The organism is Mucilaginibacter xinganensis, assembly GCF_002257585.1.
Lineage (GTDB): Bacteria > Bacteroidota > Bacteroidia > Sphingobacteriales > Sphingobacteriaceae > Mucilaginibacter > Mucilaginibacter xinganensis.
In genome coordinates this window covers 2759628-2783193 of record NZ_CP022743.1, presented here as the reverse complement: position 1 = coordinate 2783193, position 23566 = coordinate 2759628, and the positions used below count along the sequence as shown (strand labels likewise).

Genomic DNA, 23566 nt, shown 5'->3' with positions numbered 1-23566 from the left:
ATGAGTGAGCTGGCAGAACATATAAAGCAGGAAACCACAGGGCTTAACCCGGTAGAAGCATTAACGCTGCTGTCGGATATTTTTCATGATGAGATAGTCTTTTCAACCAGTTTTGGCTGGGAAGACCAGGTAATTATCCACATGATATTTTCAAACAACCTGCCAATTAAAGTATTTACATTAGAGACCGGGAGGCTGTTCCCTGAAACTTATTACGTTTGGAACCGAACCATGGAGATTTACGGAAAACCCGTACATGCTTATTACCCGCAAACAAGCCTGGTTGAACAAATGGTAAGCACAAAAGGCCCGAGCAGCTTTTATGAGACGGTTGAAAACCGGAAAGAGTGCTGCGGAATCCGTAAGATTGAGCCGTTAAAGCGTGCGCTGGCCGGTAACAAATGTTGGATAACCGGCATCCGCGCCGAACAGTCAGCAAACCGCCAAGTTATGGATAACGTGGAATGGGATGAAGGCAACCAACTGGTAAAGTTCCATCCTATTTACAGTTGGAGCCTTGAAGAAGTAAAAGAGTATATCAAAAAATACAACATACCTTATAATACCCTGCACGACAGGGGTTTCCCAAGCATAGGCTGCGCGCCCTGTACCAGGGCGGTACAACCCGGCGAAGATTTCAGGGCCGGCCGCTGGTGGTGGGAAGACCAAAGTAAAAAAGAGTGTGGATTGCATGGGGTTAATGAAGTTATTGAAAAATGAGCAAACATCAGTTAGATTATTTAGACGAATTAGAAGCAGAAGCTATTTATATTCTGCGTGAGGTAGCCGGTCAGTTTGAAAAACCTGCCCTGTTGTTTTCGGGTGGTAAAGATTCCATTACCCTGGTGCGCCTTGCCGAAAAAGCTTTCAGGCCGGGTAAGTTTCCCTTCCCGCTGGTACATATTGATACAGGGCACAATTTTATAGAAACCATTGAGTACCGCGACAAAATGATCAACCGGATTGGCGAAAAACTGATCATAGGGCACGTGCAGGATTCAATTGACGAAGGTAAAGTAGTGGAGCAAAAAGGAAAAAATGCAAGCCGCAATGCACTGCAAACGGTTACCCTGCTTGATACCATTGCCAAACATGGCTTTGATGCCTGTATTGGTGGTGCCCGCCGGGATGAAGAAAAGGCCAGGGCCAAAGAGCGCATTTTTTCGGTAAGGGACGAGTTTGGCCAATGGGACCCAAAACGCCAGCGCCCTGAGCTTTGGAACATTTTTAACGGTAAGATCCATAAGGGCGAAAATGTAAGGGTATTCCCGATCAGCAACTGGACCGAACTTGATGTATGGAATTACATCCGCAGGGAAAAAATAGAACTGCCTTCAATATACTTTGCACATGAGCGGGAAGTAATTACCCGCAATGGACAGTTAATGGCGGCTTCTCCATTTTTAAATATGGATGCTGAAGACATTATTGAAAAACGCAATGTTCGCTTCCGTACGGTTGGGGATATGACCTGTACTGCGGCTGTTGAATCATATGCTTACCGGATTGATGACATCATTGACGAAATAAGTGAATCAAAAATCAGTGAGCGCGGTGCCCGCATGGACGACAAAGTAAGCGAGGCCGCTATGGAAGACCGTAAAAAGGGAGGATATTTTTAATGTCTGACGGCGCCCTTGTTGGTGTTGTCACCAACGGGCATGGTTGATGCCATTTGAAAGGTATCTACTTTTGTTGGTGACAACACCAATAAAAGCAAAAAAAAATAAATCCGAAATCGAACATTCGAAATCCGAAATAACAAAATGGATATATTAAAATTTATAACAGCAGGCAGTGTTGATGATGGTAAAAGTACCCTGATTGGCAGGTTACTTTATGACAGTGATTCTATTCTTGCTGACCAGTTGGAAGCTTTACACACATCGAACAGAAAAAATGATGATGGCAGCATTGACCTTGCCATTTTAACCGATGGGCTTAAAGCCGAGCGCGAACAGGGTATTACTATTGACGTAGCTTATAAGTACTTCCAGACAGACAAACGCAAGTTTATTATTGCTGATACCCCCGGCCATATTCAATATACCCGTAATATGGTTACAGGTGCTTCAAATGCCAACCTGGCTATTATATTGGTTGATGCCCGCAAAGGAGTTATTGAGCAAACTATCCGTCACTCGTACCTGGTTTCGCTTTTAGGAATTCAGCAGGTGGTAGTTTGTATCAACAAAATGGATATGGTTGACTACAGCGAAGCCATTTACGAAACCATTGTAAATGACTACAAGGCGCTTGCCTATAAAGTTGGACTAAAAAATGTGAAGTATATTCCTGTAAGTGCTTTAAAAGGTGATAACATTGTTCATCCCTCTATCAACATGAAATGGTATGATGGCATAAGCCTCCTGCCATTTTTAGAGTCTGTTGAGCTTACCGTTGACGATAGTACCGCACATGCGCGTTTCCCGGTCCAATGGGTGGTTAGGCCGCAAACAGAAGAACTGCATGATTACCGTGGCTATGCCGGTCGGGTTTCGAGCGGATCGTTCAAGGTAAATGATAAAGTAACCGTTCTCCCTTCGGGGTTTCACTCAACTATAGAAAAGATTGAAGTGTTGGATGCTGAACCAGTAGAAGCATTTGCAGGTATGTCGGTGACTATTCATTTAAAAGATGAAATAGATATTAGCCGTGGAGACGTTTTGGTAAACACCGGCTATTTGCCTGAAGTATCGCAATTAATAGAGGCCGACCTATGCTGGATGGATACCCGTGCCCTCGACCCTTCACTAACTTATTTCATACAGCACAACAGCAAGGTAACCCGCTGCAAAATCCGGGAGATCCTTTACAAAGTAAACATCAATACGCTTGAAAAAGAATTTAACGAGGATTTTAAACTGAATGATATTGGCCGCATTATTATAAAAACGGCCGAGCCCCTGGCATTTGACCTTTACCAGAACAATAAAGCAAACGGCGGCGCCATAATTATTGACAGCCGAACCAATGTAACCGTAGGGGCTTTAATGCTGCGGGCGGTTGCTGAGGACTAGTTAAGCGGATTGGTTAATTAGAGATTAGTTAAAAATCGCTTTTGATATTCAACTAATCTCTATTTAACTAACCTCTAATCTCTATTTCTGAAATTCCGGTTTCAATTCAGCCTTCTCAGCTTTTCTGAACTTCAAAACTTTTGGTACGGAAACGCCTGTGATATAGGGATTGTCCTGATTAAGCCTGTAATATCCCTGGTGGTATTTTTCGGCAGGATAAAATGCTTTAAACGGCACTACCTGGGTAACAATAGCAGCAGGATAATGCTTACTTTCGTTTATCTTTTTTATGGTCGCCTGCAAAGTATTTTTTTCCTCGGGGGTACGGTAAAAAGCTATTGAACGGTAATCGGTACCTTCATCGGGCCCCTGGCGGTTAAGTTCAGTTGGGTCGTGCGCAAAAAAGAACGCATTCGCTAAAGTTGCATAACTGATTACTTTAGGATCGTAATAAACCTGCACAGTTTCGGCGTGGCCAGTAGTACGCGAGCTTACATCCTCGTAGCTCGGATTTTTAGTATTACCACCTGCGTAACCGGAGATCACTTTATTAACTCCTTTTAGTTCAGACATAGCCTCGCTCATACTCCAGAAACAGCCGCCGCCAAACGTCGCAACTTCTTCTCCTGCGGCCGATTTTGGCAAAACAGCAAAATCGCTGCGGCTGCCACCCGGCTGACCGTTAACGCAACCTGCAAATAATAGTACCGCGGCAGCATATAAAATAATTCTTTTCATAGTCTTTTAATTTCTAAATAAATATACGTTAGTGAATGTTCACCGGATGGTCATTATTGAGTAATGTTAACCGGCCTGCTAATTATTTAACACTTAGTCGCAAAATACCGGTACACCTTACAACAATTTATAAATTTAAGTAATTCTATAATTTAAACCCCTTTAAATAAACAAACCCGGATATGTAGTTATTGCCGCCTTAATGATCGTTTTACTTTAAACAGGATATCGGTAAGTCCGTTAATTTTAATCTCATAAACAGTGGCTAGCATCATTCCCAGCTTACCAGGCGGAAAACCTTTGTTGTGCATCCACTCCAGGTACGAGATGGGGATATCGCTTATCAGCGTATCTTTATATTTGCCAAATGGCATTTTGGTTTGCACAACATCTAGCAGTATTTTCGGATCGGGGCCCATGTTTTCCACGGGGTAAATATAAGAAATAGCCGCCCGCTATTTACGCGTGGTACAGGTTATCGCAAATGAAACAGTTTTTAAAAATATCCCGAAAAAAAAGCACATTGACAACATTATCCAAACACAATTTTGATTAATAAGAGTTATAATAGTTATATACACTAATTTATGAAACAACAATTTGAAGCAATACTAACCGGGTCTGATTCCGCTGTGGACGGAATAGTAAAACAAATAACTTTTGATGGCTACCCGAATGCCTATGAATTTGAATCTATAGACAACAGCCTGCACCTGATTATAGCAAAAGATGAAGACGGTAAATGGGTTCGTCTTGCCGGCACCGAGCCTTACTTAAGCAGCTGGGTTGATGAATTGTCACAACAAATCGTATAATAGATCTATTTAGACATGACAGAAAAACGCGAAATAGGCAGTTCGGGGTTAATGGTTTCTCCATTTGCATTTGGAGGGAATGTTTTCGGGTGGACGGTAAATGAAAATGATGCTTTTAAAATTCTGGATGCCTTTGTTGATGCGGGACTTGATCTTATTGACACCGCGGATGTTTATTCGTACTGGGTACCGGAAAATAAAGGCGGCGAGTCTGAGATCATCATTGGCAAGTGGCTAAAAAGATCGGGCAAACGGAACAAAGTGGTTATTGCCACAAAAGTTGGCAAGCCAATGGGCGACAATAAAAAAGGGCTATCCCGAAAATACATTACAGCTGCAGTAGAAGATTCGTTGAAACGCCTGCAAACAGATCATATCGACCTGTACCAATCGCACGACGATGATAAAGAAACGCCGCTTTTAGAAACGCTTGAAACCTACACCGACCTGGTAAAACAGGGCAAAGTAAGGATAATTGGCGCATCTAATTTTGATGGAACCAGGCTTAAAGAAGCATTACAGGTTAGTAAAGACCATAACCTCGCCGCTTATCAATGCTTACAACCTGAATACAACCTGTACAGCAGGGAATATTACGAAAAAGAGCTGGAGCCCGTTTGCCGCGAAAGAAACATTGGCGTAATATCCTATTACTCGCTGGCCAGCGGTTTTTTAACCGGCAAGTACAGGTCTGAAAACGATCTTGGGCAAAGCAGCCGCGGGCAGGGTGTTAAAAATTTTCTTAATCCGCGCGGGTATAAGATTTTGGCGGCCCTTGATAAAGTGGCTGCGGAATATGGTACGACTCCCGCGAGTGTCGCCCTGGCTTGGATAATTGCCCGCCCCGGTATTACCGCACCAATAGCCAGTGCCACCACAGTAAATCAATTAGATGAATTGATAAGATCAATACAGCTAAATTTAAATAGTGATGCTATTGACCTTTTAAACAGTGCGAGCAGTTACAGTTAAACCTGTAATGAGCTATAACAGTTTACCGATTTAAAATCCGGGCTAATAGAAAAGGCCTCCCTCGCGGAGGCCTTGTTCATGTATATAATATTGACAAACACTATTTAAAATCTTGCCATGCGGTGCGACATGCCCATGTTATTACGGGCAAAGTGATCATCGCCTCCACCCCGGTTGCCACGGTCGCGGCCTCCATTGTCCTGGTTGGCCGGCTGGCCAAATCCACCACGGCCGCGGTTATCATTTTGGTTTGATGGCTGGCTATAACCGCCCTGGCCCCTGTTCCAGTTATGATCGTCGTTCCTTCTGTAATTATCCTGGCGATGCTCATCCCTTCCCCAATTGTTAACCCTGCGATCATACCCGCGGTACGCATCACGATTAAAATGCTCATCGCGTCCGTAACCGCCACCAAACCTGTTATCTCTGTCATAATGCCTGAACGCAGCTACCTCGCGGCCATTAAACCTTGACCGGTAAAAGTCGCCCCTCATAAACGGACGGTTCTCATGGATCTCAAACCTGCGGACACTTCTCCAATCATAATTACGGTAAGCACCTGGCAAATAAGCCGCCGAAATCCAGTTATTTCCATCATTATAATAATAACAGCCAGCGTTTACGTTATAATAAGCATCAACATCAGGCAGATAATAATAGTCATCGTCATTACTGTCATCGTAAACATCCTGTGTTGGCTGATAAACCGGTTGCTCAACCACAACAGGTTCGTGCCTGTAAACCACTGGGCTGCCGCCAAAATTAAACCCTACGTGTACCCTTAATTGCGCATTTGCAGTATTATAGAATAAACCACTTAATGCTATTGCTGATATTATTGCTATCTTTTTCATGGTGTTAATTTGTTTTAGTTTTAGAATGATGTGATCATTTGCCTGTTATTATTTTTAGTTGCAAACGATACGATCACTGTATCAAATTTCATGTATCTATGACCATATAAATCGCCAACGGTTTAATCGTAGTAAGCAATAATTTTACACTTACATAGCATTAAAGAACTATATTCTTAAATAAAATTAATTTACAGAATAAAATTCTTAAAAAATAAATGCCATATTATTAAAAGCATATTTTATTCTCTTAAATATTATCAGATATTTCGTCAATTAAAAAGCGATTTTATTTAATAATTAACATTTGGCAACATATACCCTATAAGCTGAACGACAAAAATGAAGTAACGGAACTGGAGCCAGCAAGGTAACCAGCTTTTGTAATGCGACATGGCAGGGACACCCTGCATGATATTTCCCCAATAAGGTTAGGGTGATGAAGTAATTTTCCTGATTTTTTGAATTGACAGTAGCAATTTATAAACAAAAAAGACCTGCAAATATTTAAAGTTTGCAGGTCTTTTTACATTAAATAACCAGCGTAATCAATCCGTTAAATGATAGCTGACTGCATTGCTTTTTTGCATTTTAGCGGTTACCCGCTTAATACTTTCCTCTACCCTCGCCCTTTCAACTGTGTCGGTTACCATTTCAAAAGCGTCATTGTAGGCTTTTAATGCCTTTTCAAAATGCCTGTTCTTTTCGGCAGATAAACCCAGCAGGTCATATATCTCGGCAACATCAACACCGGGAGTGGCTAACGCCTTTTCGGCAATAAGTGTTACCTGCTTCTCCATGTTTAAAAACACAACAAGCGTCAGGTAGTGAAAATAGTTACCCGGAAATGCAGGCTCAAGTTCCATACAGGTTTTAAAGTGGTAACCAGCCGTCTGATAATCCTCAATATCGTAATAATATATTTTACCCAGCTGGTGATGCGCCCGGGCATATAAAGGGTCGTTACTTACAATTTCATTAAGCAGCTGTAAAGCTTTGGGGGTTTTCCCATAGGTTAGCTTATCAGTTGCCTGCAAGTACTTTTCTTCAATTGTATAATAGGTGCTCATAAAAAATCTTCATTTATACAATCAGGTTCACGGTAAGTAAAACCTTAATGTTTTATAATAATTGTGTTTGGAATGCGGAGTAATAAACCAGCCGCTAGAAAGGTGAATTTAACGCATACCCCTTCTGCTGTGCATCTATTTGGCACATCAGGTTTTTATTGCAGAAATAATTAAGGCGTTGCATCTTTTTATTTTTTTGCAAAGATACTCACATTTTGTAAAACTTGCAAAACATCCGTTAAGCATTAAAATAACCGGCGCAATCTTAAATCAAATCAGTATAATCAAACTAAACTCTTTTTTATATTTTTGCAGATGATACGGAATACATTATACGTGGTTCCGGTCTGCATTCCTAATAAATGGATATATCAGTAGTAGTACCACTTTATAACGAAATAGAATCATTGCCGGAACTTACCTCTTGGATAAGCCAGGTAATGGATAACAACCGTTTTACTTACGAGGTGATCCTTGTTGACGATGGCAGTAACGACGGTTCATGGGAAATGATCCGGACACTTAATAAAGGCAATCCTTTTATAAAGGGAATCAAATTCAGGCGCAATTATGGCAAATCGGCCGCGTTGAATACCGGCTTTGATGCTGCAGAAGGCAATGTTATTATTACTATGGATGCTGACCTGCAGGACAGCCCGGACGAAATTCCTGAACTATACCGCCGCATTACCGAAGAGAAATACGACCTGATATCGGGCTGGAAAGCCAAGCGGCATGATCCCTTAAGCAAAACTATACCCACAAAACTATTTAATGCTGCCACACGCAAAATGTCGGGCATTAATAACCTGCACGACTTTAACTGCGGTTTAAAAGCTTATCGCAGGGCTGTAGTAAAAAACATTGAGGTATATGGCGAAATGCACCGCTATATCCCGGTGATAGCCAAATGGGCGGGTTTCAGCAAAATTGGCGAACAGATTGTTGAGCACAGGCCGCGTAAATATGGTACAACCAAATTCGGGATGAGCCGTTTTATAAATGGGTTGCTAGATCTGATGTCGATATTTTTTGTCGGTAAATTTGGCAAGCGCCCCATGCATTTTTTTGGCGCCATGGGAACACTGAGCTTTCTTGCCGGGACAATAATTACCATCTGGATGATTATTGACAAGCTCCGTGCGATATCTAACGGCGAACATTACCGGAATATAACCGATCAGCCGTTGTTTTACATAGCGCTGGTAGCTGTAATATTGGGTTCACAGCTGTTTTTAACCGGCTTTGTAGCCGAACTTGTAGCCCGCAGTGCCCCCGAGCGGAATAAATACCAGGTTGAGGAAGTTATTTAATTTGATAATTTGAAGCTGTGTTAATTTGAAAATGATTAAAAATTCAGCCAGCGTAATTATTTAATTAACTCTTTAAATTATTTTCAAATCTTCAAATCAAACATGTTTTTTTCTATCATTATACCATTATACAATCGCCCGCAGGAAATTAAAGAACTGCTGCAAACCCTTACCCTGCAAACCTATAAGCAGTTTGAGGTTTTGGTGATTGAAGATGGGTCTAAAGATGATGCGGCCGAAATTGTAAAAAGCTTTGCCGGTAAACTTGATATTAAGTACTTTGTAAAACCTAACGAGGGACAAGGCTTTACCCGCAACTATGGTTTTGAACGTGCCAAAGGCGATTATTTTATAATTTTTGATTCTGACTGCCTGATTCCAGAAAATTATTTACAAGTGGTTGACGCCTCACTAAAAGCGAACCCTTTGGATGCTTATGGCGGCCCCGACGCTTCACATCCTTCGTTTACTCCTATTCAAAAGGCCATAAGCTATTCCATGACCTCTCCTTTTACCACCGGCGGGATCCGTGGCAACAAAAAAGGAATAGGGCAGTTTCATCCCCGCAGCTTTAACATGGGCATTTCGCGGCAGGTTTGGGAAAAAGCGGGCGGCTTTATCATCACACGTTCGGGCGAGGACATTGAGTATAGCATCCGCATCCATTCCCTGGGCTTTAAAATAGGGCTTATCCCCGAGGCAAAAGTTTATCACAAGCGCCGCACCAATTTTTTACAGTTTTATAAGCAGATCCATTTTTTTGGCAGGGCACGCATCAACGTTTACAAATTCTTTCCCGGCGAGCTGAAAGCAGTACATTTTTTTCCGGCAGTATTTACACTTTCATTACTATTTACCCTAGTTGCTAACATATTTACCTGGCGAATTGCAGTGTTATGTAATTTTGTACTGTTGCTGTTCATTTTGTTGATATTTTTTCACTCGTGGATTAAAAACAACTCGGCAAAAATCGCATTTTTGAGTTTAATAGCTTCCTTCATCCAGCTAACTGCCTACGGGTTAGGTTTTATGCAGGATTTTTGGAAACGGGTAATATTAAAATTATCATAATTATCTATGTATCATCCATTTTCGGTAACAGAAACACTTAGTATTGCCTGGCACATTTTAAAAAAGAACTTTGCCACCATTGCTGTGTACACGCTTATTGTGTTTGTTGTGGTTGGTGGCTTTGGTTTTGTTATTTACAACCTGCTGAATGATGAAGTTTTAACATCAATAGGTGTAGTACTTTTGTTAATTTGTATAAGCTTTTTTTTCCTTGGTTTTATAAAGCTCATCTTCCAGTTGATTGATAAAGAATTTTATGATTTCGGGTTTGGTGATGTTATGCCAAAACTAAAAATGCTGCTAAGTTACATTGTCCTGCTGGTAATTGTGAGTACCATTGCGGTATTTATGACAAATGGGATTAAATATCTTGGCGATGGCATAGTGCCAAGCATTTTAGGTATCGGAATATTTTTTATTATCCAGTTTTTCTTTCTTTTCTACTTCCCTATTTGTGCCTGTTTTATAGTTGATGATCAGTCGGGCCCTTTTGAATCAGTTGCGCAAAGCTTTAACCTGATAAAAGGAAATTTCGTTAAATATTTTTTATTGTTCCTGCTTATTGAGGTAATGGTGCTCATTGGATCGCTCACCCGCATTGGGATGATATTTGTTATCCCGTTTGTAAACATCCTGCTGGTAGTGGCTTACCGTAAACTGGTTTACAGTCACCTTGACGTAGACGATGATATTACCGAAACTGTTTAACTATGGGATTTAAGGCCGCATTAAGCAAACCTTTTGCAGCCATAGTTAATGGCCGTTTAAACAAACTGCGCAAAAACGCAGTGGCTTTGCAGCAAAAAACATTTCAGCAGCTTATTCATAAAGCAAAAGATACCGCTTTTGGTGCCGATCATCATTTTGGGCAGATCAGTACTTATGATGATTTCAAAAGGACTGTTCCGGTGCGTGACTACGAACAATTAAGGCCTTATATTGACAGGGTTACCAAAGGTGAAGAAAACGTATTATGGCCCGGTAAACCTGCTTACCTTTCCAAAACATCAGGAACCACTTCCGGGGTTAAATATATTCCTATCTCGAAAGAGAGCATGCCCGAGCATATTAAAGCAGCGCGAAATGCCTTATTGAGTTACATCCACGAAACAGGTAATGCTGATTTTGTTGATGGCAAGCTTATATTTTTGCAGGGCAGCCCCGTTTTGGATACTAAAGCCGGCATTTCCACTGGCAGGTTATCAGGTATTGTTGCCCATCACGTACCTGCCTATTTGCAAAAGAACCGGATGCCCAGTTACAACGTAAATTGTATTGATGACTGGGAGCAAAAAGTGGATGCGATAGTTGAAGAAACAAAAAACCAGGACATGCGCCTCATTTCGGGTATTCCCCCGTGGTGCCAGATGTATTTTGACAGGCTTTCAACAGTAACAAGCGGTAAAAAGATCAAGGACATTTTCCCGAACTTTAAGCTGTTTGTGCACGGTGGCGTTAACTATGAGCCCTACCGCGCCCGTATGGAAGAGAGTATAGGCTTTAAAATAGATTCTATTGAAACTTACCCGGCATCCGAAGGTTTCATTGCTTTCCAGGATTCGCAAAAGGAAAAAGGCTTATTACTGATGGTAGATTCAGGGATCTTTTATGAGTTTATTCCAACCGACGAATATTTTAATGAAAACCCAACCCGCATCAGTTTAAAAGATATTGAGCTTGATAAAAACTATGCGCTAATACTAAATACCAGCGCCGGCTTATGGGGATATAGCCTGGGTGATACCATTAAGTTTGTATCAAAAGATCCATATAAAATTGTGGTTACCGGGCGCATAAAACATTATATCTCGGCCTTTGGCGAGCATGTAATTGGCGAGGAAGTTGAGCAGGCATTAATGAGTGTAGCCAATCAGCAGGGAGTAGATGTGATTGAATTTACTGTGGCACCGCAAGTTAATCCGCCGCAAGGCCAACTACCTTATCATGAATGGTTTATTGAGTTTGGGACGCCACCGAAAGACCCGGAAGCCTTTGCGTTAGCGGTTGACGAAGCATTGCAAAAGAAAAATATTTATTATTTTGACCTGATTGAAGGCAACATTTTACGGCCCCTGGTAATCCAGAGCTTAAAAAAAGATACCTTTATAAAATATATGCGGTCGCAGGGAAAACTTGGCGGTCAAAATAAAGTACCGAGGTTAGCAAATGATCGGAAAATCGCGGATGAATTGATAGGGTATATTGTTTAAATAGAGAACATTAAAAACAATATTTTGAATAGCAATACAACAATAGGGCAATCTAACTATAAAAATATAGCAATCCTTGGCTCAACAGGCAGCATTGGCACACAGTCGCTCGAGGTAATTGGCAATAATCCCGAACTCTTCAGGGCTTATCTGCTAACTGCTCAGAGCAATGCCGACCTGCTAATTGCACAGGCATTACAGTTTAACCCGGCGTATGTGGTAATCTGCGATAAAAGCAAATACCAATATGTAAAGGATGCACTTGCTGCTACTTCGGTAAAAGTTTTGGCCGGTATTGAAGCAATTATTGATACCGTAACCGATCCTGAAATAAATACCGTGATAACGGCAATGGTGGGCTTTGCCGGTTTAGAACCAACTATTGCAGGCATTAAAGCCGGCAAAGACATCGCGCTGGCAAATAAAGAAACCCTTGTTGTTGCCGGGGAACTGGTTACCGGGCTCGCCAAAAAACATGGCATTAAAATCTTGCCGGTAGATTCCGAACACTCGGCGATTTTTCAATGCCTTGCCGGCGAACAGGATAATAAGATTGAAAAAATCATTTTAACAGCTTCAGGAGGGCCCTTCAGAAACAGGTCATTGTCATTTTTAGAGCATGTTACGCGTGAGGATGCCCTTAAACACCCAAACTGGGTTATGGGCGCCAAAATAACTATCGACTCCGCATCGTTAATGAATAAAGGGCTCGAGGTTATTGAAGCAAAGTGGCTGTTTGATTTAGAGGCCGGCCAAATTGATGTGATCGTTCATCCGCAATCTATTATTCACTCAATGGTGCAGTTTCGCGATGGATCAATAAAAGCGCAAATGGGCTTGCCCGATATGAAGTTGCCTATTCAGTACGCACTTACTTACCCCAACCGCGTGCAGAATAATTTTAAACGCTTTGACTTTACCAACTACCCTAACCTAACGTTCGAAAAACCGGATCTTGTTACCTTCCGTAATTTAGATTTAGCTTTCCAGGCCTTAAAAAAAGGTGGCAATATGCCTTGTATTATTAATGCCGCAAATGAGGTAGCCGTGGCTGGTTTTTTGAGCAACAGCATAGGCTTTTTAGCCATGAGCAAAGTAATTGAAGAATGCATGCAACACATTGCCTTTAAGAACAGTCCTGATTTAGAAGACTATTTGAATACTGACAAAGAAACACGCATCTTTGCGCAAAATTTAATACATCAAATGCCGTTAAAAGCATTACAATTTTAATATAATATATAAATGAGTATAGTGATCATGGTAGGTCAGTTAATCCTGGGCCTGTCTATTTTAGTAATCCTTCATGAACTTGGCCACTTCCTGGCTGCCCGTGCATTTGGCATTAAGGTAGAAAAGTTTTACCTATTTTTTGATGCATGGAACTTTAGCCTGTTTAAGTTTAACTATAAAGGTGTTGAATACGGGATTGGCTGGCTGCCCCTTGGCGGTTATGTGAAAATTGCCGGTATGATTGATGAATCAATGGACACCGATCAGCTTGCAGGCCCGCCACAACCCTGGGAGTTTCGCTCAAAACCAGCCTGGCAGCGTTTAATCGTAATGCTTGGCGGTATTTTTGTCAACATCATTTTAGGCATCCTTATTTTTTGGGTATTAACCATTAAATATGGCGAAACCTATATGCCGAATTCCGAAATAAAATATGGGATAGTACCCGGTAAAATTGGCCTGCGCATTGGCTTATTACCCGGCGATAAAATTACTGCGGTTAACGGACGAACCATTGTACGTTTTGAAGAGCTTACCAGCACCGAGGTTATATTGGGTAACACCGATTTGACGGTAGAGCGCGGAAGCCAGACGCTGCACGTAAAAGTTCCCGGCAATTTAATAAACGATCTGTCTGACATGGGCATTGATCAGTTTATCAGCAGGGTTCCGCGTTCAACATTTGCTATTGACACCGTAGTGCCAAAAAGTTATGCAGCCGCGGCCGGATTAGTTAAGGGCGATAGCATTTTAGCCGTAAATAGTGTTCCTGTTAAATTTTTTGACCAGCTGCAATCTGAATTAAAAAAATATGCAGGCAAACAAGCCGTATTGGATGTAAAAAGGAACAACGTAGTTTCCCAACATACAACTTATGTTAATAAAGATGGGGCATTGGGCTTTAACGACGGACGTACAGGCATAGGTGCTAAATTTGATCTGCCTAAAGACAAGAAATTAACCTTCGGCTTTTTTGGCTCATTGCCAATAGGTGCAACAAAAGCTTGGGGAACATTTACTGATAATGCAAAAGGACTTGGAAAAGTATTTAAAGGTGAAGTTAAGTTTAACAAAGCTGTTAGCGGCCCGGTTGCTATTGCAACCATGTTTGGCTCGCATATCGACTGGATCCGTTTCTGGAGCCTGGTTGGTTTTCTTTCTATGGTACTTGCGCTCACCAACTTATTGCCCATACCGGCACTTGACGGCGGCCACGCGCTATTCCTGATCATTGAGATGATAAAAGGCAAACCACTAAGCGATAAGTTTTTAGAACGTGCACAAATAGTTGGTTTTGTAATACTGGTGACCTTAATGGTATTTGTATTTGGCAACGATATTGTAAAGCAGATTGTAAAACATTAAAAATAAAGCACTTCCCCACCCGGGAGGATTACCCTTAAACCAAAACAGGCCGCTTCAAATGAAGCGGCCTGTTTTGGTTACCAAGCTTTATGATGTTGTTAAACAGCTGGATCTGTATAGTTATTGTCACTTTGCTCCATATCAAATAAAGAGCGTTCTTTTTTAAAGATAGCAGCACCTATCAGGGCAACAATGGCACCCATTATCGGGGTACCAATAATTATTCCAACTGTAGCTATAATTACGCCGTATTTCCGGGTAATGTTCATAGCTGATTCAATTTGTTCCGCCGATAAATTCCCACCCGCTTCCAATTTTTGCTGGGAAGCTGCCAATGCCTGCTCCCAAACCGAAGGGCTTAAAAAAGAAAAATAGATGTAAGTAAAAATAGCAACCATTATACCATAAAATACCGAGAATAAAAGTCCCTCAACAAAGGCCTGGCCAAATGTAACGAAGCCGCCCAACTGGTCCCTGAATTCCTTTTGTGACAGGATTAAAAAGAGGATAAAAAACAGATAATTAACATACTTGACGGGCGAGTTCGCATCAATGTTTAAAAACTGGTAAACATAAGTTAGCACAATTGAAGCGAGGACACCGATAAGCGCCCATTTTAAGGCCACCTTACTTGGGGTTGGAGTAGTGATACTTTCCATTGATAATTGGTTTAAAGTTTTGTTTAAATTTAAATAAATGTATCAAATTAAAAGGTAAAGGAATAAAAAAGCAGTTGTTTTATTACAAACAACTACTTCTCAATATTTTAATTAATAAAATGATTATTCAGGCCTGGGTAACCCTCCCGGCGAATCTTTTTTAAACAGCGAAGCAAAAATGAGCGAGAACAGGAAGATAAACAGTACGGAAAACACCATAGACTGGAGGATGCCCCCGATGCTAAGTGCCTGCTGCTGTACAAATTCCTTTTTCATATCATCTATATCTTTGGTGATATCCTTGGGGGACGCATGCCGCTGCTGCATCAGCAGCGTTTTGGCATTTATCGCCGCCGTTTGCGTCTTTTGAATGCTGTTGGGTTCAATAAACCTGTTAAAAACAATATCTTTTGCTATAAATTGCACAAGATACGCCACAATAAACATGGTAAAAATGCCGGTAACTGCCTGTCTGAATGTCCAGTATCCCCCTATTTTTTTGCGCGCATTAAAGCAAAACATCACCACACAAAATATTGGGATAAAAACGCCTAAAAATATGGGTGCGCCTACAAATATTATTGTAGAGGTTGTAATAGATGTAATGAGGTAATAAGAAAATATCCCCAGCGCTGTTATGATAAGCCCAAGCATTGCTCCGCTTTTAACCCCGTTTATTTTTAATCTTTGTTGCAGATCTTCCATTACCTGTGTTACCTGAAGCTGATCAATATTTCTAACACCGCCATATCAAATTCCTTATCTATTGCATTATCAGCTATGCTGGCTTTAACTTCATCGGCAGGGTCTGTATTTTGGAAAAAGCACATGATTGGATAAAACAACTCTTTTAATTCAGAGTCTTCCGGAAGGTTTACAGCTACCTTATGAATTTCATTAACCGGGCTTTCCATTAAAACCTGGTGAGCTATTACGGGTTCGTAAATGCGGTATTCATCCTGAAACTCATCTTCGTCAACCAGTAAAAACTCTTTCAGATAGTCCTCCAGCCCGGGTTCAATCTCTTCATCTTCACACTCATTCAGGTATAGCAGCAGGTTTAACAATTCGGTGCCCCTGTCAAGCGTATCTTCTTCAATGGCCTCCCACTCCGGCGTATCCAGGTAATCTTCTTCCAGTTTCTTAACGTCGGCGCTAAAGAAATTGATCATCAGCAAATCAAAAAACACTTCGCGAAGTGATTCCAGTTGGGGATAATCATCGAATACCTCATCCATTTGGGCAACTTTACTTATAAAGTCTTCCTCAGAATCAAATACGTCTTCCATTACGTCGGCAAACGGTGTGGCATCAAAGCTGCTATATTTTGAAAAAGCCGTTAATGCGGCTTCAATGGCTGTTTCTACTTTCGGATCGATCATGTTTTTATTGTTTATACAGGTGATTGTTATTTAGGGTCAGTAATATGCTTCCCTTTAAGCTTTGCCCAATAAAAGGCGAATTATATGATTTTGATTTATTGTTGTTCCTGGTGAATTCCCACTCAGCTTCCAGGTCAAATAAAACCAGGTTGGCTTCCCTTCCTTCGGTAACCGACGGTATTTCAAGATTTAATATGCGGCGCGGGTTTATTGCCAGCTTCTCAATTATAAGTTCGGGATCGAGTCCTGCCAGTAAGGCTAAGGAGAATGCCGTTTGTAAACCTGTAATTCCAAACTCTGCTACTTCAAACTCCACATCTTTAAATTCCACCTCGTGCGGGGTATGCTGGGATACTATTGCATCAATGGTGCCGTCTTTTAAGCCCTTCAGCAAAGCATTAACATCATCGCGGGTTCTTAGCGGTGGCTTTACTTTATACAGGCTTTCAAAGCCTAAAAGCGCCTCGTCCGTTAACACCAGGTGATGGGCGGCGACGTCGCAGCTTACCTCAAGGCCTTTGCGTTTGGCTTCCCTTATCAGTTCAACAGAGCGGGTGGTAGATATAGTGCTGAAGTGGATGCGTGAACCCGTATATTCAGCAAGGTACAGGTCGCGCGCTATCATCAGCTCCTCAGCAAGCGGCGGAATTCCTTTCATCCCTAAAATAGTGCTGATCTCCCCTTCGTTAACCTTTGCTTTGCCGGCAATGGCAGTATCTTCCGGGTAAGACAATATCAGGGCATCAAAACCCTGCGCATAAAGTAACGCTCTTTCCATTAGTCCGGCATCCTGTACGGGCCTGTTACCATCTGTAAACGCTTTTGCACCGCTTAAAAACATATCATACATTTCGGCCAGGTCTTTACCCTCCCGTTTGTGCGATATGGCTCCTAAAGGGTAAACATCTACCAGGTTCCTTTTAGCGCGATTCACCAGGTATTCTATTTCAGCCTTTGAGTGTACGGGAGGTATGGTGTTGGGCATTAAAGCAATACCTGTAAAGCCACCCGCAGCCGCTGCAGCCGTACCGGTATGCAGGTCTTCTTTTGTTTCGAGGCCAAGCTCGCCGATATTGCAGTTCAGGTCAAAAAAACCCGGGGATACAAATTTCCCTTCGGCTTCAACCAATTCAGCATCGGCTTCCAGTTCGGGGGCTATTTTAGTAATAATCCCTTTTTCAATTAAAATATCAACAACCTGTTGATTATAGGGCGAGTGAGGATCAATAATTGTTGCGGACTTGATAAGCAAATTCATCTACTATGCTTTAGAGGTGGGTTTTTATCCATTTAAACGGGCTGCTTAATACTACGGTGATCTGTTTTATAAAACCTTACCAGCAGTATTTCGGCCCCCAGAAAAATCAATGCCAAAATTATACAAAGTTTCCATAATTGTAAGCCGAAATTTGTTTCAGTTACATTACCTTTTAATGAGCCCTTCCCACCTTCCATTATTTCAGTGGCCTGCGGCACCAGTTTGGCTAGTTGGGTGGTGTTTAAGTAACTTAAGTCCGACTCGCTCCTGTTATCATTAAAGGCCAGTATTGATAAAGTGCTGTCGGCCTTTTTCAGATCATAGATCCCGGTTTCTTGCAGCTGGTCTGCCAAATAAACCAGGGTTGCTCCCTCCTGCTGCCTGGTATCCGGGATGATGCTTTGTGTGCCGTTAACCAGTTTAAGAATTTGCTTTTCATCGGTTTTCACGGGCAGCGTTTCAATTGTTTCATCGCGGCCAAGTGTGTAGAATAGCGGCGAATCATAGCCGCCCAGCAGCGCTATCCGGAACATTACGGGTACAAACAGCGCATGCCGCGGCAGATTGCTAAAATCTTCATTAAGTGCCACTGCCGAAACATAAACTTTCCCCCTGCCGCTGGTGTATCCTGCCCAAAAGGGCTTGCTGCCCGGCAACGTCATTAAATTTTCGGCGCGGTTAGTTGTTGATGTGCTAAGCTGGTAATATTTTTTCACAACCGGCAGGTCGGGATTTTGAGGAAAATTCTCGAATATATTTTTAAACACCTGGCTCTGCAGGTTTAGCGCTGTAACTTTAGTGTCGGCAGTCAGCAGCTTTTCCGGGTACGCTACGTTCATGGGCTGCAATAACGACCGGTAGCTGGCTAAATCCGCTTCAGCCGAAGGAAAAACCATAAGCGTTCCGCCTTTAGCAACGTAGCCCTTTAATTGCTGGGACAGGCCTGTTGATATCGCTTTTATATCATTTAAAATAATTAGAGAGTAGGTGCTTAAAGCCGCGTAATCCACATTGCCATCGGGTACCCGTTGCGCGGCAAAAAAAGGATCCGCGGCAAATACTGCTTTTAAATAGAGATTGGGCGCGCCGCCATCAACCAGTAAAACAGGCATTTGCTGCCTTACGTTAAATGAAAAGTAAAACTGGTTGTCAAAAGTAACGGGGTTATCCTGCAGGCTTAGTTCGGCCCGCTGCCAGCCGGCTTTAAGGCCCGCAAATGCCAGCGTATCATATTGCACCGAGCGTGCGTTTACGGTGTAACTGCCCAGGGCCTTTTGCTCACCGTTTATAACCAGCTTCATCGGTATCTTTTCGGCCCGTTTGTCAGCATAGTTATGTAATCGTACTACCAGTTTTTCGCTTTCGCCCGGCCTGTGGATAGCGTTCAATAGCATGACCGAGTCAACAGCCACATTAGGCAGACTGTTAGCTTTTAACTGTACCAGGCTAATGTGCAAACCTGCATCAGCCTTTACCGCCTGTGCCGCGTCCATATTTTTTTGGAAGTCGGATAACAGGTAAACTGATCTCATGCTGCTGCGGTGCATATCCAGCAGGCTTTGCTGCCGGCTGATAATCTGCTGCAAAGTACGGCTCTGCGGGCTGATCTTTACCGCGTCAACCGCGTCATTAAATTCGTCACGGCTCAGGAGACGCTGGTGTTTTCCTTCAAAATCCTGCGTAAGCAATTGGAAGCTGTCATTTATATTATAGGCTGATGCTATTTCCTTTGCGCGGCGCTTAGCCTCATCAAGCAACGTCCCCTCTCGATTAAGGGCCTGCATAGAATAAGAGTTATCAACAAAGATGCTTACCGCCTGTAACTTACCTGCGTTTACAGAATTTTTACCGGGAACGTATGGCCTTGCAAAGGCAAAAACCAAAAATGCCAGGGCAAGCAATCGTGAAGCAAGGATCAGCCGCTCCTTTAAGTTGCGGCGGTGCGATTGCTGCTCCTGCACGTCTTTCAAAAACTGTACATTACTGAAATACACCTTCTGATACCTGCGAAAATTAAACAGGTGCACAAGTATCGGTATGGCCAGTGTAAGCAATGCAAATAAGAAGACAGGATATAGAAAATGCATATTCTGGTGCGGGATTGGCACTATACAAATTTACGAAAAATATAAAAAATATTTGCCATTTGATATGGCTAATGTGAATAAATACTTTCTTTTTAAGCGCAACTTTTTTCTTTTTTTGATGAACAGACAAGTTGAGCAAAGATTGCAAACCATTATAACTTAACTAAAATTTTTAGTGGATTCGACTGATACTACTACTTATTTAGTTTTTGTTTACTGTTTTTATTTAGTGTGTCACTACCCTTGTCAATACCTGTTTCACCACCCCGATCACCAACCTACAGAAGATATTGATTTAAAGCATTTAAATCCCTTAGAAATCAATCTTAAAAACACATCAATCATCACTTCGCTCAATCGCCAATTTTAATCATTACTTCTGTGCCGCCTGCGCTTCTTTTTATGTGTTTCTTCTTTATGCTTTTTAGATTTTTTAGACGTAGTTTCTTTATTCCCGGATGTTGAAACTTTTGCCTGTTCTTTTTGAACCGTCTTAACATCAGTCGAATCTTTACTTAACTGCTTTATGGTGAACTCATTATTGCGCAGTCCATATTCAAACTGCCGTTTTGCGCCTGTAGCTTTGGCAGCTTTGGTATTACCGTCGTAGATCGGGAACTCGCGGATCAGCTTGCCGTCTTTAATATAAAAGTTATCGTCACCCCGGTAACCTGCTCTTTGCGACCGGGTTAGTTTCGGAAAATCAAGTTTATGTGCCCCGCTGTTGTTAAATTCAAAAGCATAAATATTAGTGTAATTGATGGTGTCCTTCCCTTTGGCCCTGATCAGAATCTCGGGGTTCCCGTCGAGGTCCATATCTGAGTTATAGGCATCAACAATGTCGCCGTCGAGGTCGCCGGTAGTAGTCGTGAACTTTGCTGCCGACGAGTCGGAATGCAGGATCTCAAATGCACCGGTTTTAGTTGAACCGCGGCCCCAGCTTAACACATCATAGTCTTCCCCGGGCGAAACCTCTATCAGTTTGTGAAACCTGAACGGAGCCATCACCACCGGTTTTACCGGCACCACAGCGGTAGTTACCGGTTTTTTATCTTCAGAACAACTTACCATTAAAATACTGCCCACCAGCAGCATTAAAAAGCAGTAACGGCATTTGTAAATCATAGCAAAATTAATTAAACATGGTATCAGGCGTTACTTCTGCCTTCAGTTTACCCGGTGTGGTCATAAATACTTTTAAATTTCCGTTGCCGGTGGCATCAAAATATTTGATAGTTATTTTATGGTAGCCTTTAAGCAACGGCACAGCGCCGCCCTGGTCATAAACACCGTGCTTGCCGTCGTTACCAACAACGGGCTGGTCGTCAACCAGTAACACCGACCCATTTGATGAAGCCGTTGAAAAGCCGTAAACGCCATCACTATCAATACGAAATATCCCGGTATATATTACACCGTAGCCTTTAATATTTTTCTTAAAAGCCGCTGTACTGAACGTTACCGTTACGCCGCTATCAATAACCGCAGCAGTATTTAAATCGTTTACACTATTAAATTCGCCGGTATATAATTTGTATTTCAAACCCTTATTGGTGTTGTTTCCGTTAATTGCCGGCAGCGGCGCTTTGTTATACATTATGGCGCGGGTTATTTGGCTGCGTTTGCCCGATGGGGTAATAACAATGGTTTTTAATTCGCGGTACTGATCAGCCGGAACATTATAGCTCATCGGTATGGTGTACTCTATGTCTGTTTCGCGCGGGTTATAGCCATCAATGGTGTAGTAAACCTTAGCGCCCTGTACAGAACTTTTCAAATTAACATTTAGCTGGGTACCAAACATTATGGTGTCCTTACCCCCTATAGCAGCGGGCACACGGTAATCAAAGTTATTTTTGTCAAACCAGGCCAAATGCCCGGGCAGGCGCACATCGGCGAAATCTGTATAGTTTTTACCGGCAACAGGTGTCCACGCCACTTCTGATAGTGCCAGAATCCTTGGTAATATCATATATTCAACCTTATTTTCGGTTGGGATGTACTCTGTCCATAAGTTGGCCTGCACCCCTAAAATGTATTTTTGCTGATCGGGGCTTAACTCAGCCGGGGTTGGGTTGTAACTGTATATTTTTGTTAGTGGTTCATTCCCGCCTATGCTTAACGGTTCGTTCTCTTTTCCCTGCGCATGGTCAATGTACAGGCCGGCGCTGCCGGGTGTCATTATTACATTATGATTTTGCTTTGCAGCGGCTATCCCGCCCGCTTCGCCACGCCAGCTCATTACTGTAGCATTTGGTGAAAGGCCACCTTCCAGGATCTCGTCCCAGCCAATAATACTGCGCCCTTTTGAGTTCACAAACTTCTCCATCCGCTGGATAAAATAGCTTTGCAGTTTGTCTTCTTTTGATGATGATTTATCATCTTTTAAGCCAAGTTTTTTGATCAGCTTCTGGCAAAATTCCGATTTCTTCCAGGCATCCTTGGGCACTTCATCCCCGCCTACGTGAATAAACTTGCTGGGGAAAAGGTCCATTACTTCGGTTAAAACATCCTGCAAAAAGCTAAAAGTTTTGTCAGAGGGGCTATAGATATTATGGAATACACCCCAGGTTTCAGCTACTTTATAGGTTGTTAATGACGGATCGCAGCTTAACTCAGGATACGCGGCTAAAACAGCTTCCGAGTGGCCGGGCATTTCAATTTCGGGAACGATGTTGATATAACGGTCTGATGCGTATTTTACCACATCGCGGATCTGGTCCTGGGTGTAATACCCGCCATACGGTGTATTGTCAAACTGCTGCGGGGTGCGGTCGTGATAATTACCGATCACTGTTTGCGCCCGCCTGCTGCTGATCTGCGTAAGTTTCGGATATTTTTTAATTTCTATGCGCCAGCCCTGGTCGTCAGTTAAATGCCAGTGAAAGTTGTTCAGCTTGTAGGCTGCCATCAGGTCGATATATTTTTTAACAAACTCAACCGAAAAAAAGTGGCGGCTTACGTCCAGCATCAAACCACGGTAACCAAAGCGGGGATAATCATTGATCTGCACGCATGGCAGTTTGGCTACGGCACCCTTATCAGCAGGCACCAGCTGAATTAATGATTGCACGCCATAAAAAAGACCGGCCCCTTTACCTGTTATGGTTATTTGCTGCGGCGTTATGGTAAATGTATAACCGCCTGCAGGCAGGTTATCTGCACCTTTTGAGGTAAGTACAATGCTATTTGCGGTAACTGAACCAGTATTAGCTTGAAGTTTTACTTTAAGGTTTGCATTGTTTTTGAGGTAATCATGTAAAAAAACAACGGCCTTGTTATCTATACTATCAGCAAGCAGAGTAGTTTCCTGGCTCAGCACAAATTCACCGGGCGATTTTTTAAGGGACACCGGCGCGGGTATAATACCCATGTTAGGATCGGTATCCTGCGCATCCGCAAACGCGGCAAAAAAGGCCATAAAAACACAAAGCGATATAAAAATCTTTTTATACATACAGCAAAAGTTATTGGTTTAGTAACGAGGTGGTGAAGATAACAGATTTTGGAAAAAAACAT

At 42.3% G+C, this 23566-nt stretch carries 22 protein-coding genes; 11 read left to right on the top strand and 11 right to left on the bottom strand.

Features of this window, described 5'->3' with window-relative positions; translation table 11 throughout:
- The 3 genes from MuYL_RS12220 (at window position 1) to MuYL_RS12210 (ending at window position 3020) form a co-directional block, all read left to right on the top strand.
- The gene (locus MuYL_RS12220) at window positions 1-720 is read left to right on the top strand and encodes a phosphoadenylyl-sulfate reductase (RefSeq protein WP_094570847.1); all 720 of its coding nucleotides are present in this window, start codon (window positions 1-3) and stop codon (window positions 718-720) included.
- Window positions 717-1622 carry a sulfate adenylyltransferase subunit CysD gene (gene cysD, locus MuYL_RS12215; protein ID WP_094570846.1) on the top strand — a complete coding sequence of 302 codons (906 nt, stop codon included), beginning with the start codon at window positions 717-719 and terminating at the stop codon, window positions 1620-1622. Before MuYL_RS12220 ends, cysD begins: the two co-directional genes overlap by 4 nt.
- 144 nt (window positions 1623-1766) lie before the next feature.
- On the top strand, window positions 1767-3020 hold the full coding sequence (locus MuYL_RS12210) for a sulfate adenylyltransferase subunit 1 (protein WP_094570845.1): 1254 nt from the start codon (window positions 1767-1769) through the stop codon (window positions 3018-3020).
- An 81-nt stretch (window positions 3021-3101) separates the two neighbouring features.
- Here the strand turns inward: MuYL_RS12210 and msrA are convergent, their stop codons facing one another.
- Together msrA and MuYL_RS12200 are read right to left on the bottom strand one after the other, a co-directional pair.
- Window positions 3102-3758, bottom strand: coding sequence for a peptide-methionine (S)-S-oxide reductase MsrA (gene msrA / locus MuYL_RS12205; RefSeq protein ID WP_094570844.1), 657 nt, complete (start codon window positions 3756-3758; stop codon window positions 3102-3104).
- Window positions 3759-3946: 188 nt separating this feature from the next.
- Window positions 3947-4177: a DUF3820 family protein gene (locus MuYL_RS12200; protein WP_094570843.1), complete on the bottom strand. Its 231-nt coding sequence runs from the start codon at window positions 4175-4177 to the stop codon at window positions 3947-3949.
- Window positions 4178-4345: 168 nt separating this feature from the next.
- Between MuYL_RS12200 and MuYL_RS12195 the strand changes: the two genes are divergently transcribed.
- Window positions 4346-4573 carry a hypothetical protein gene (locus tag MuYL_RS12195; protein ID WP_094570842.1) on the top strand — a complete coding sequence of 76 codons (228 nt, stop codon included), beginning with the start codon at window positions 4346-4348 and terminating at the stop codon, window positions 4571-4573.
- Between the two features lie 15 nt (window positions 4574-4588).
- On the top strand, window positions 4589-5545 hold the full coding sequence (locus tag MuYL_RS12190; protein WP_094570841.1) for an aldo/keto reductase: 957 nt from the start codon (window positions 4589-4591) through the stop codon (window positions 5543-5545).
- Window positions 5546-5649: 104 nt separating this feature from the next.
- On the opposite strand, the gene MuYL_RS12185 is transcribed toward MuYL_RS12190, so the two are convergent.
- Window positions 5650-6399 carry a hypothetical protein gene (locus MuYL_RS12185; RefSeq protein ID WP_094570840.1) on the bottom strand — a complete coding sequence of 250 codons (750 nt, stop codon included), beginning with the start codon at window positions 6397-6399 and terminating at the stop codon, window positions 5650-5652.
- Window positions 6400-6947: 548 nt separating this feature from the next.
- Window positions 6948-7469 (bottom strand): tetratricopeptide repeat protein, encoded by a 522-nt coding sequence (locus MuYL_RS12180; protein ID WP_094570839.1) that lies wholly within the window; start codon window positions 7467-7469, stop codon window positions 6948-6950.
- 362 nt (window positions 7470-7831) lie between these two features.
- On the opposite strand from MuYL_RS12180, the gene MuYL_RS12170 reads away from it, so the two are divergent.
- The 6 genes from MuYL_RS12170 (at window position 7832) to rseP (ending at window position 14661) form a co-directional block, all read left to right on the top strand.
- Window positions 7832-8782 carry a glycosyltransferase family 2 protein gene (locus MuYL_RS12170; protein ID WP_094570837.1) on the top strand — a complete coding sequence of 317 codons (951 nt, stop codon included), beginning with the start codon at window positions 7832-7834 and terminating at the stop codon, window positions 8780-8782.
- A gap of 102 nt (window positions 8783-8884) precedes the next feature.
- Window positions 8885-9853, top strand: coding sequence for a glycosyltransferase (locus MuYL_RS12165; RefSeq protein ID WP_094570836.1), 969 nt, complete (start codon window positions 8885-8887; stop codon window positions 9851-9853).
- 6 nt (window positions 9854-9859) lie between these two features.
- A complete protein-coding gene (locus tag MuYL_RS12160; RefSeq protein ID WP_094570835.1) occupies window positions 9860-10561 on the top strand; it encodes a hypothetical protein in 702 nt (233 codons plus the stop codon).
- Window positions 10562-10563: 2 nt separating this feature from the next.
- Complete coding sequence (locus MuYL_RS12155) at window positions 10564-12063, top strand: GH3 auxin-responsive promoter family protein (protein WP_094570834.1); 1500 nt, start codon at window positions 10564-10566, stop codon at window positions 12061-12063.
- A gap of 24 nt (window positions 12064-12087) precedes the next feature.
- Window positions 12088-13296, top strand: a complete 1209-nt coding sequence (locus tag MuYL_RS12150) for a 1-deoxy-D-xylulose-5-phosphate reductoisomerase (RefSeq protein WP_245845511.1) — start codon at window positions 12088-12090, stop codon at window positions 13294-13296.
- Window positions 13297-13308: 12 nt separating this feature from the next.
- Entirely contained in the window at window positions 13309-14661 is a 1353-nt protein-coding gene (gene rseP / locus MuYL_RS12145) for an RIP metalloprotease RseP (protein ID WP_094570833.1), read from the top strand.
- Window positions 14662-14759: 98 nt separating this feature from the next.
- On the opposite strand, the gene MuYL_RS12140 is transcribed toward rseP, so the two are convergent.
- The 7 genes from MuYL_RS12140 to MuYL_RS12110 form a co-directional block, all read right to left on the bottom strand.
- Window positions 14760-15320 carry a DUF4199 domain-containing protein gene (locus MuYL_RS12140; protein WP_094570832.1) on the bottom strand — a complete coding sequence of 187 codons (561 nt, stop codon included), beginning with the start codon at window positions 15318-15320 and terminating at the stop codon, window positions 14760-14762.
- 123 nt (window positions 15321-15443) lie between these two features.
- Window positions 15444-16025 carry a DUF4199 domain-containing protein gene (locus tag MuYL_RS12135; protein ID WP_094570831.1) on the bottom strand — a complete coding sequence of 194 codons (582 nt, stop codon included), beginning with the start codon at window positions 16023-16025 and terminating at the stop codon, window positions 15444-15446.
- 8 nt (window positions 16026-16033) lie between these two features.
- Window positions 16034-16702: a hypothetical protein gene (locus MuYL_RS12130; protein ID WP_094570830.1), complete on the bottom strand. Its 669-nt coding sequence runs from the start codon at window positions 16700-16702 to the stop codon at window positions 16034-16036.
- 4 nt (window positions 16703-16706) lie between these two features.
- A complete protein-coding gene (locus MuYL_RS12125; protein WP_094570829.1) occupies window positions 16707-17960 on the bottom strand; it encodes a dihydroorotase in 1254 nt (417 codons plus the stop codon).
- A 32-nt stretch (window positions 17961-17992) separates the two neighbouring features.
- Window positions 17993-20047: a BatA domain-containing protein gene (locus MuYL_RS12120; RefSeq protein ID WP_094570828.1), complete on the bottom strand. Its 2055-nt coding sequence runs from the start codon at window positions 20045-20047 to the stop codon at window positions 17993-17995.
- Between the two features lie 366 nt (window positions 20048-20413).
- Window positions 20414-21172, bottom strand: coding sequence for a hypothetical protein (locus MuYL_RS12115; protein WP_157740820.1), 759 nt, complete (start codon window positions 21170-21172; stop codon window positions 20414-20416).
- Window positions 21173-21179: 7 nt separating this feature from the next.
- Window positions 21180-23504 carry a family 20 glycosylhydrolase gene (locus MuYL_RS12110; RefSeq protein ID WP_094570826.1) on the bottom strand — a complete coding sequence of 775 codons (2325 nt, stop codon included), beginning with the start codon at window positions 23502-23504 and terminating at the stop codon, window positions 21180-21182.
- Between the last annotated feature and the right edge of the window lie 62 nt (window positions 23505-23566).

Bases quoted from the DNA above. Each gene is read 5' to 3' on its own strand.
- MuYL_RS12110 (WP_094570826.1), bottom strand. From the start codon at position 23,504: ATGTATAAAAAGATTTTTATATCGCTTTGTGTTTTTATGGCCTTTTTT.
- rseP (WP_094570833.1), top strand. From the start codon at position 13,309: ATGAGTATAGTGATCATGGTAGGTCAGTTAATCCTGGGCCTGTCTATT.
- MuYL_RS12210 (WP_094570845.1), top strand. From the start codon at position 1,767: ATGGATATATTAAAATTTATAACAGCAGGCAGTGTTGATGATGGTAAA.
- MuYL_RS12165 (WP_094570836.1), top strand. From the start codon at position 8,885: ATGTTTTTTTCTATCATTATACCATTATACAATCGCCCGCAGGAAATT.
- MuYL_RS12135 (WP_094570831.1), bottom strand. From the start codon at position 16,025: ATGGAAGATCTGCAACAAAGATTAAAAATAAACGGGGTTAAAAGCGGA.
- msrA (WP_094570844.1), bottom strand. From the start codon at position 3,758: ATGAAAAGAATTATTTTATATGCTGCCGCGGTACTATTATTTGCAGGT.
- MuYL_RS12140 (WP_094570832.1), bottom strand. From the start codon at position 15,320: ATGGAAAGTATCACTACTCCAACCCCAAGTAAGGTGGCCTTAAAATGG.
- MuYL_RS12155 (WP_094570834.1), top strand. From the start codon at position 10,564: ATGGGATTTAAGGCCGCATTAAGCAAACCTTTTGCAGCCATAGTTAAT.
- cysD (WP_094570846.1), top strand. From the start codon at position 717: ATGAGCAAACATCAGTTAGATTATTTAGACGAATTAGAAGCAGAAGCT.
- MuYL_RS12120 (WP_094570828.1), bottom strand. From the start codon at position 20,047: ATGCATTTTCTATATCCTGTCTTCTTATTTGCATTGCTTACACTGGCC.
- MuYL_RS12195 (WP_094570842.1), top strand. From the start codon at position 4,346: ATGAAACAACAATTTGAAGCAATACTAACCGGGTCTGATTCCGCTGTG.
- MuYL_RS12130 (WP_094570830.1), bottom strand. From the start codon at position 16,702: ATGATCGATCCGAAAGTAGAAACAGCCATTGAAGCCGCATTAACGGCT.
- MuYL_RS12115 (WP_157740820.1), bottom strand. From the start codon at position 21,172: ATGATTTACAAATGCCGTTACTGCTTTTTAATGCTGCTGGTGGGCAGT.
- MuYL_RS12170 (WP_094570837.1), top strand. From the start codon at position 7,832: ATGGATATATCAGTAGTAGTACCACTTTATAACGAAATAGAATCATTG.
- MuYL_RS12220 (WP_094570847.1), top strand. From the start codon at position 1: ATGAGTGAGCTGGCAGAACATATAAAGCAGGAAACCACAGGGCTTAAC.
- MuYL_RS12200 (WP_094570843.1), bottom strand. From the start codon at position 4,177: ATGGGCCCCGATCCGAAAATACTGCTAGATGTTGTGCAAACCAAAATG.
- MuYL_RS12190 (WP_094570841.1), top strand. From the start codon at position 4,589: ATGACAGAAAAACGCGAAATAGGCAGTTCGGGGTTAATGGTTTCTCCA.
- MuYL_RS12125 (WP_094570829.1), bottom strand. From the start codon at position 17,960: ATGAATTTGCTTATCAAGTCCGCAACAATTATTGATCCTCACTCGCCC.
- MuYL_RS12185 (WP_094570840.1), bottom strand. From the start codon at position 6,399: ATGAAAAAGATAGCAATAATATCAGCAATAGCATTAAGTGGTTTATTC.
- MuYL_RS12180 (WP_094570839.1), bottom strand. From the start codon at position 7,469: ATGAGCACCTATTATACAATTGAAGAAAAGTACTTGCAGGCAACTGAT.
- MuYL_RS12160 (WP_094570835.1), top strand. From the start codon at position 9,860: ATGTATCATCCATTTTCGGTAACAGAAACACTTAGTATTGCCTGGCAC.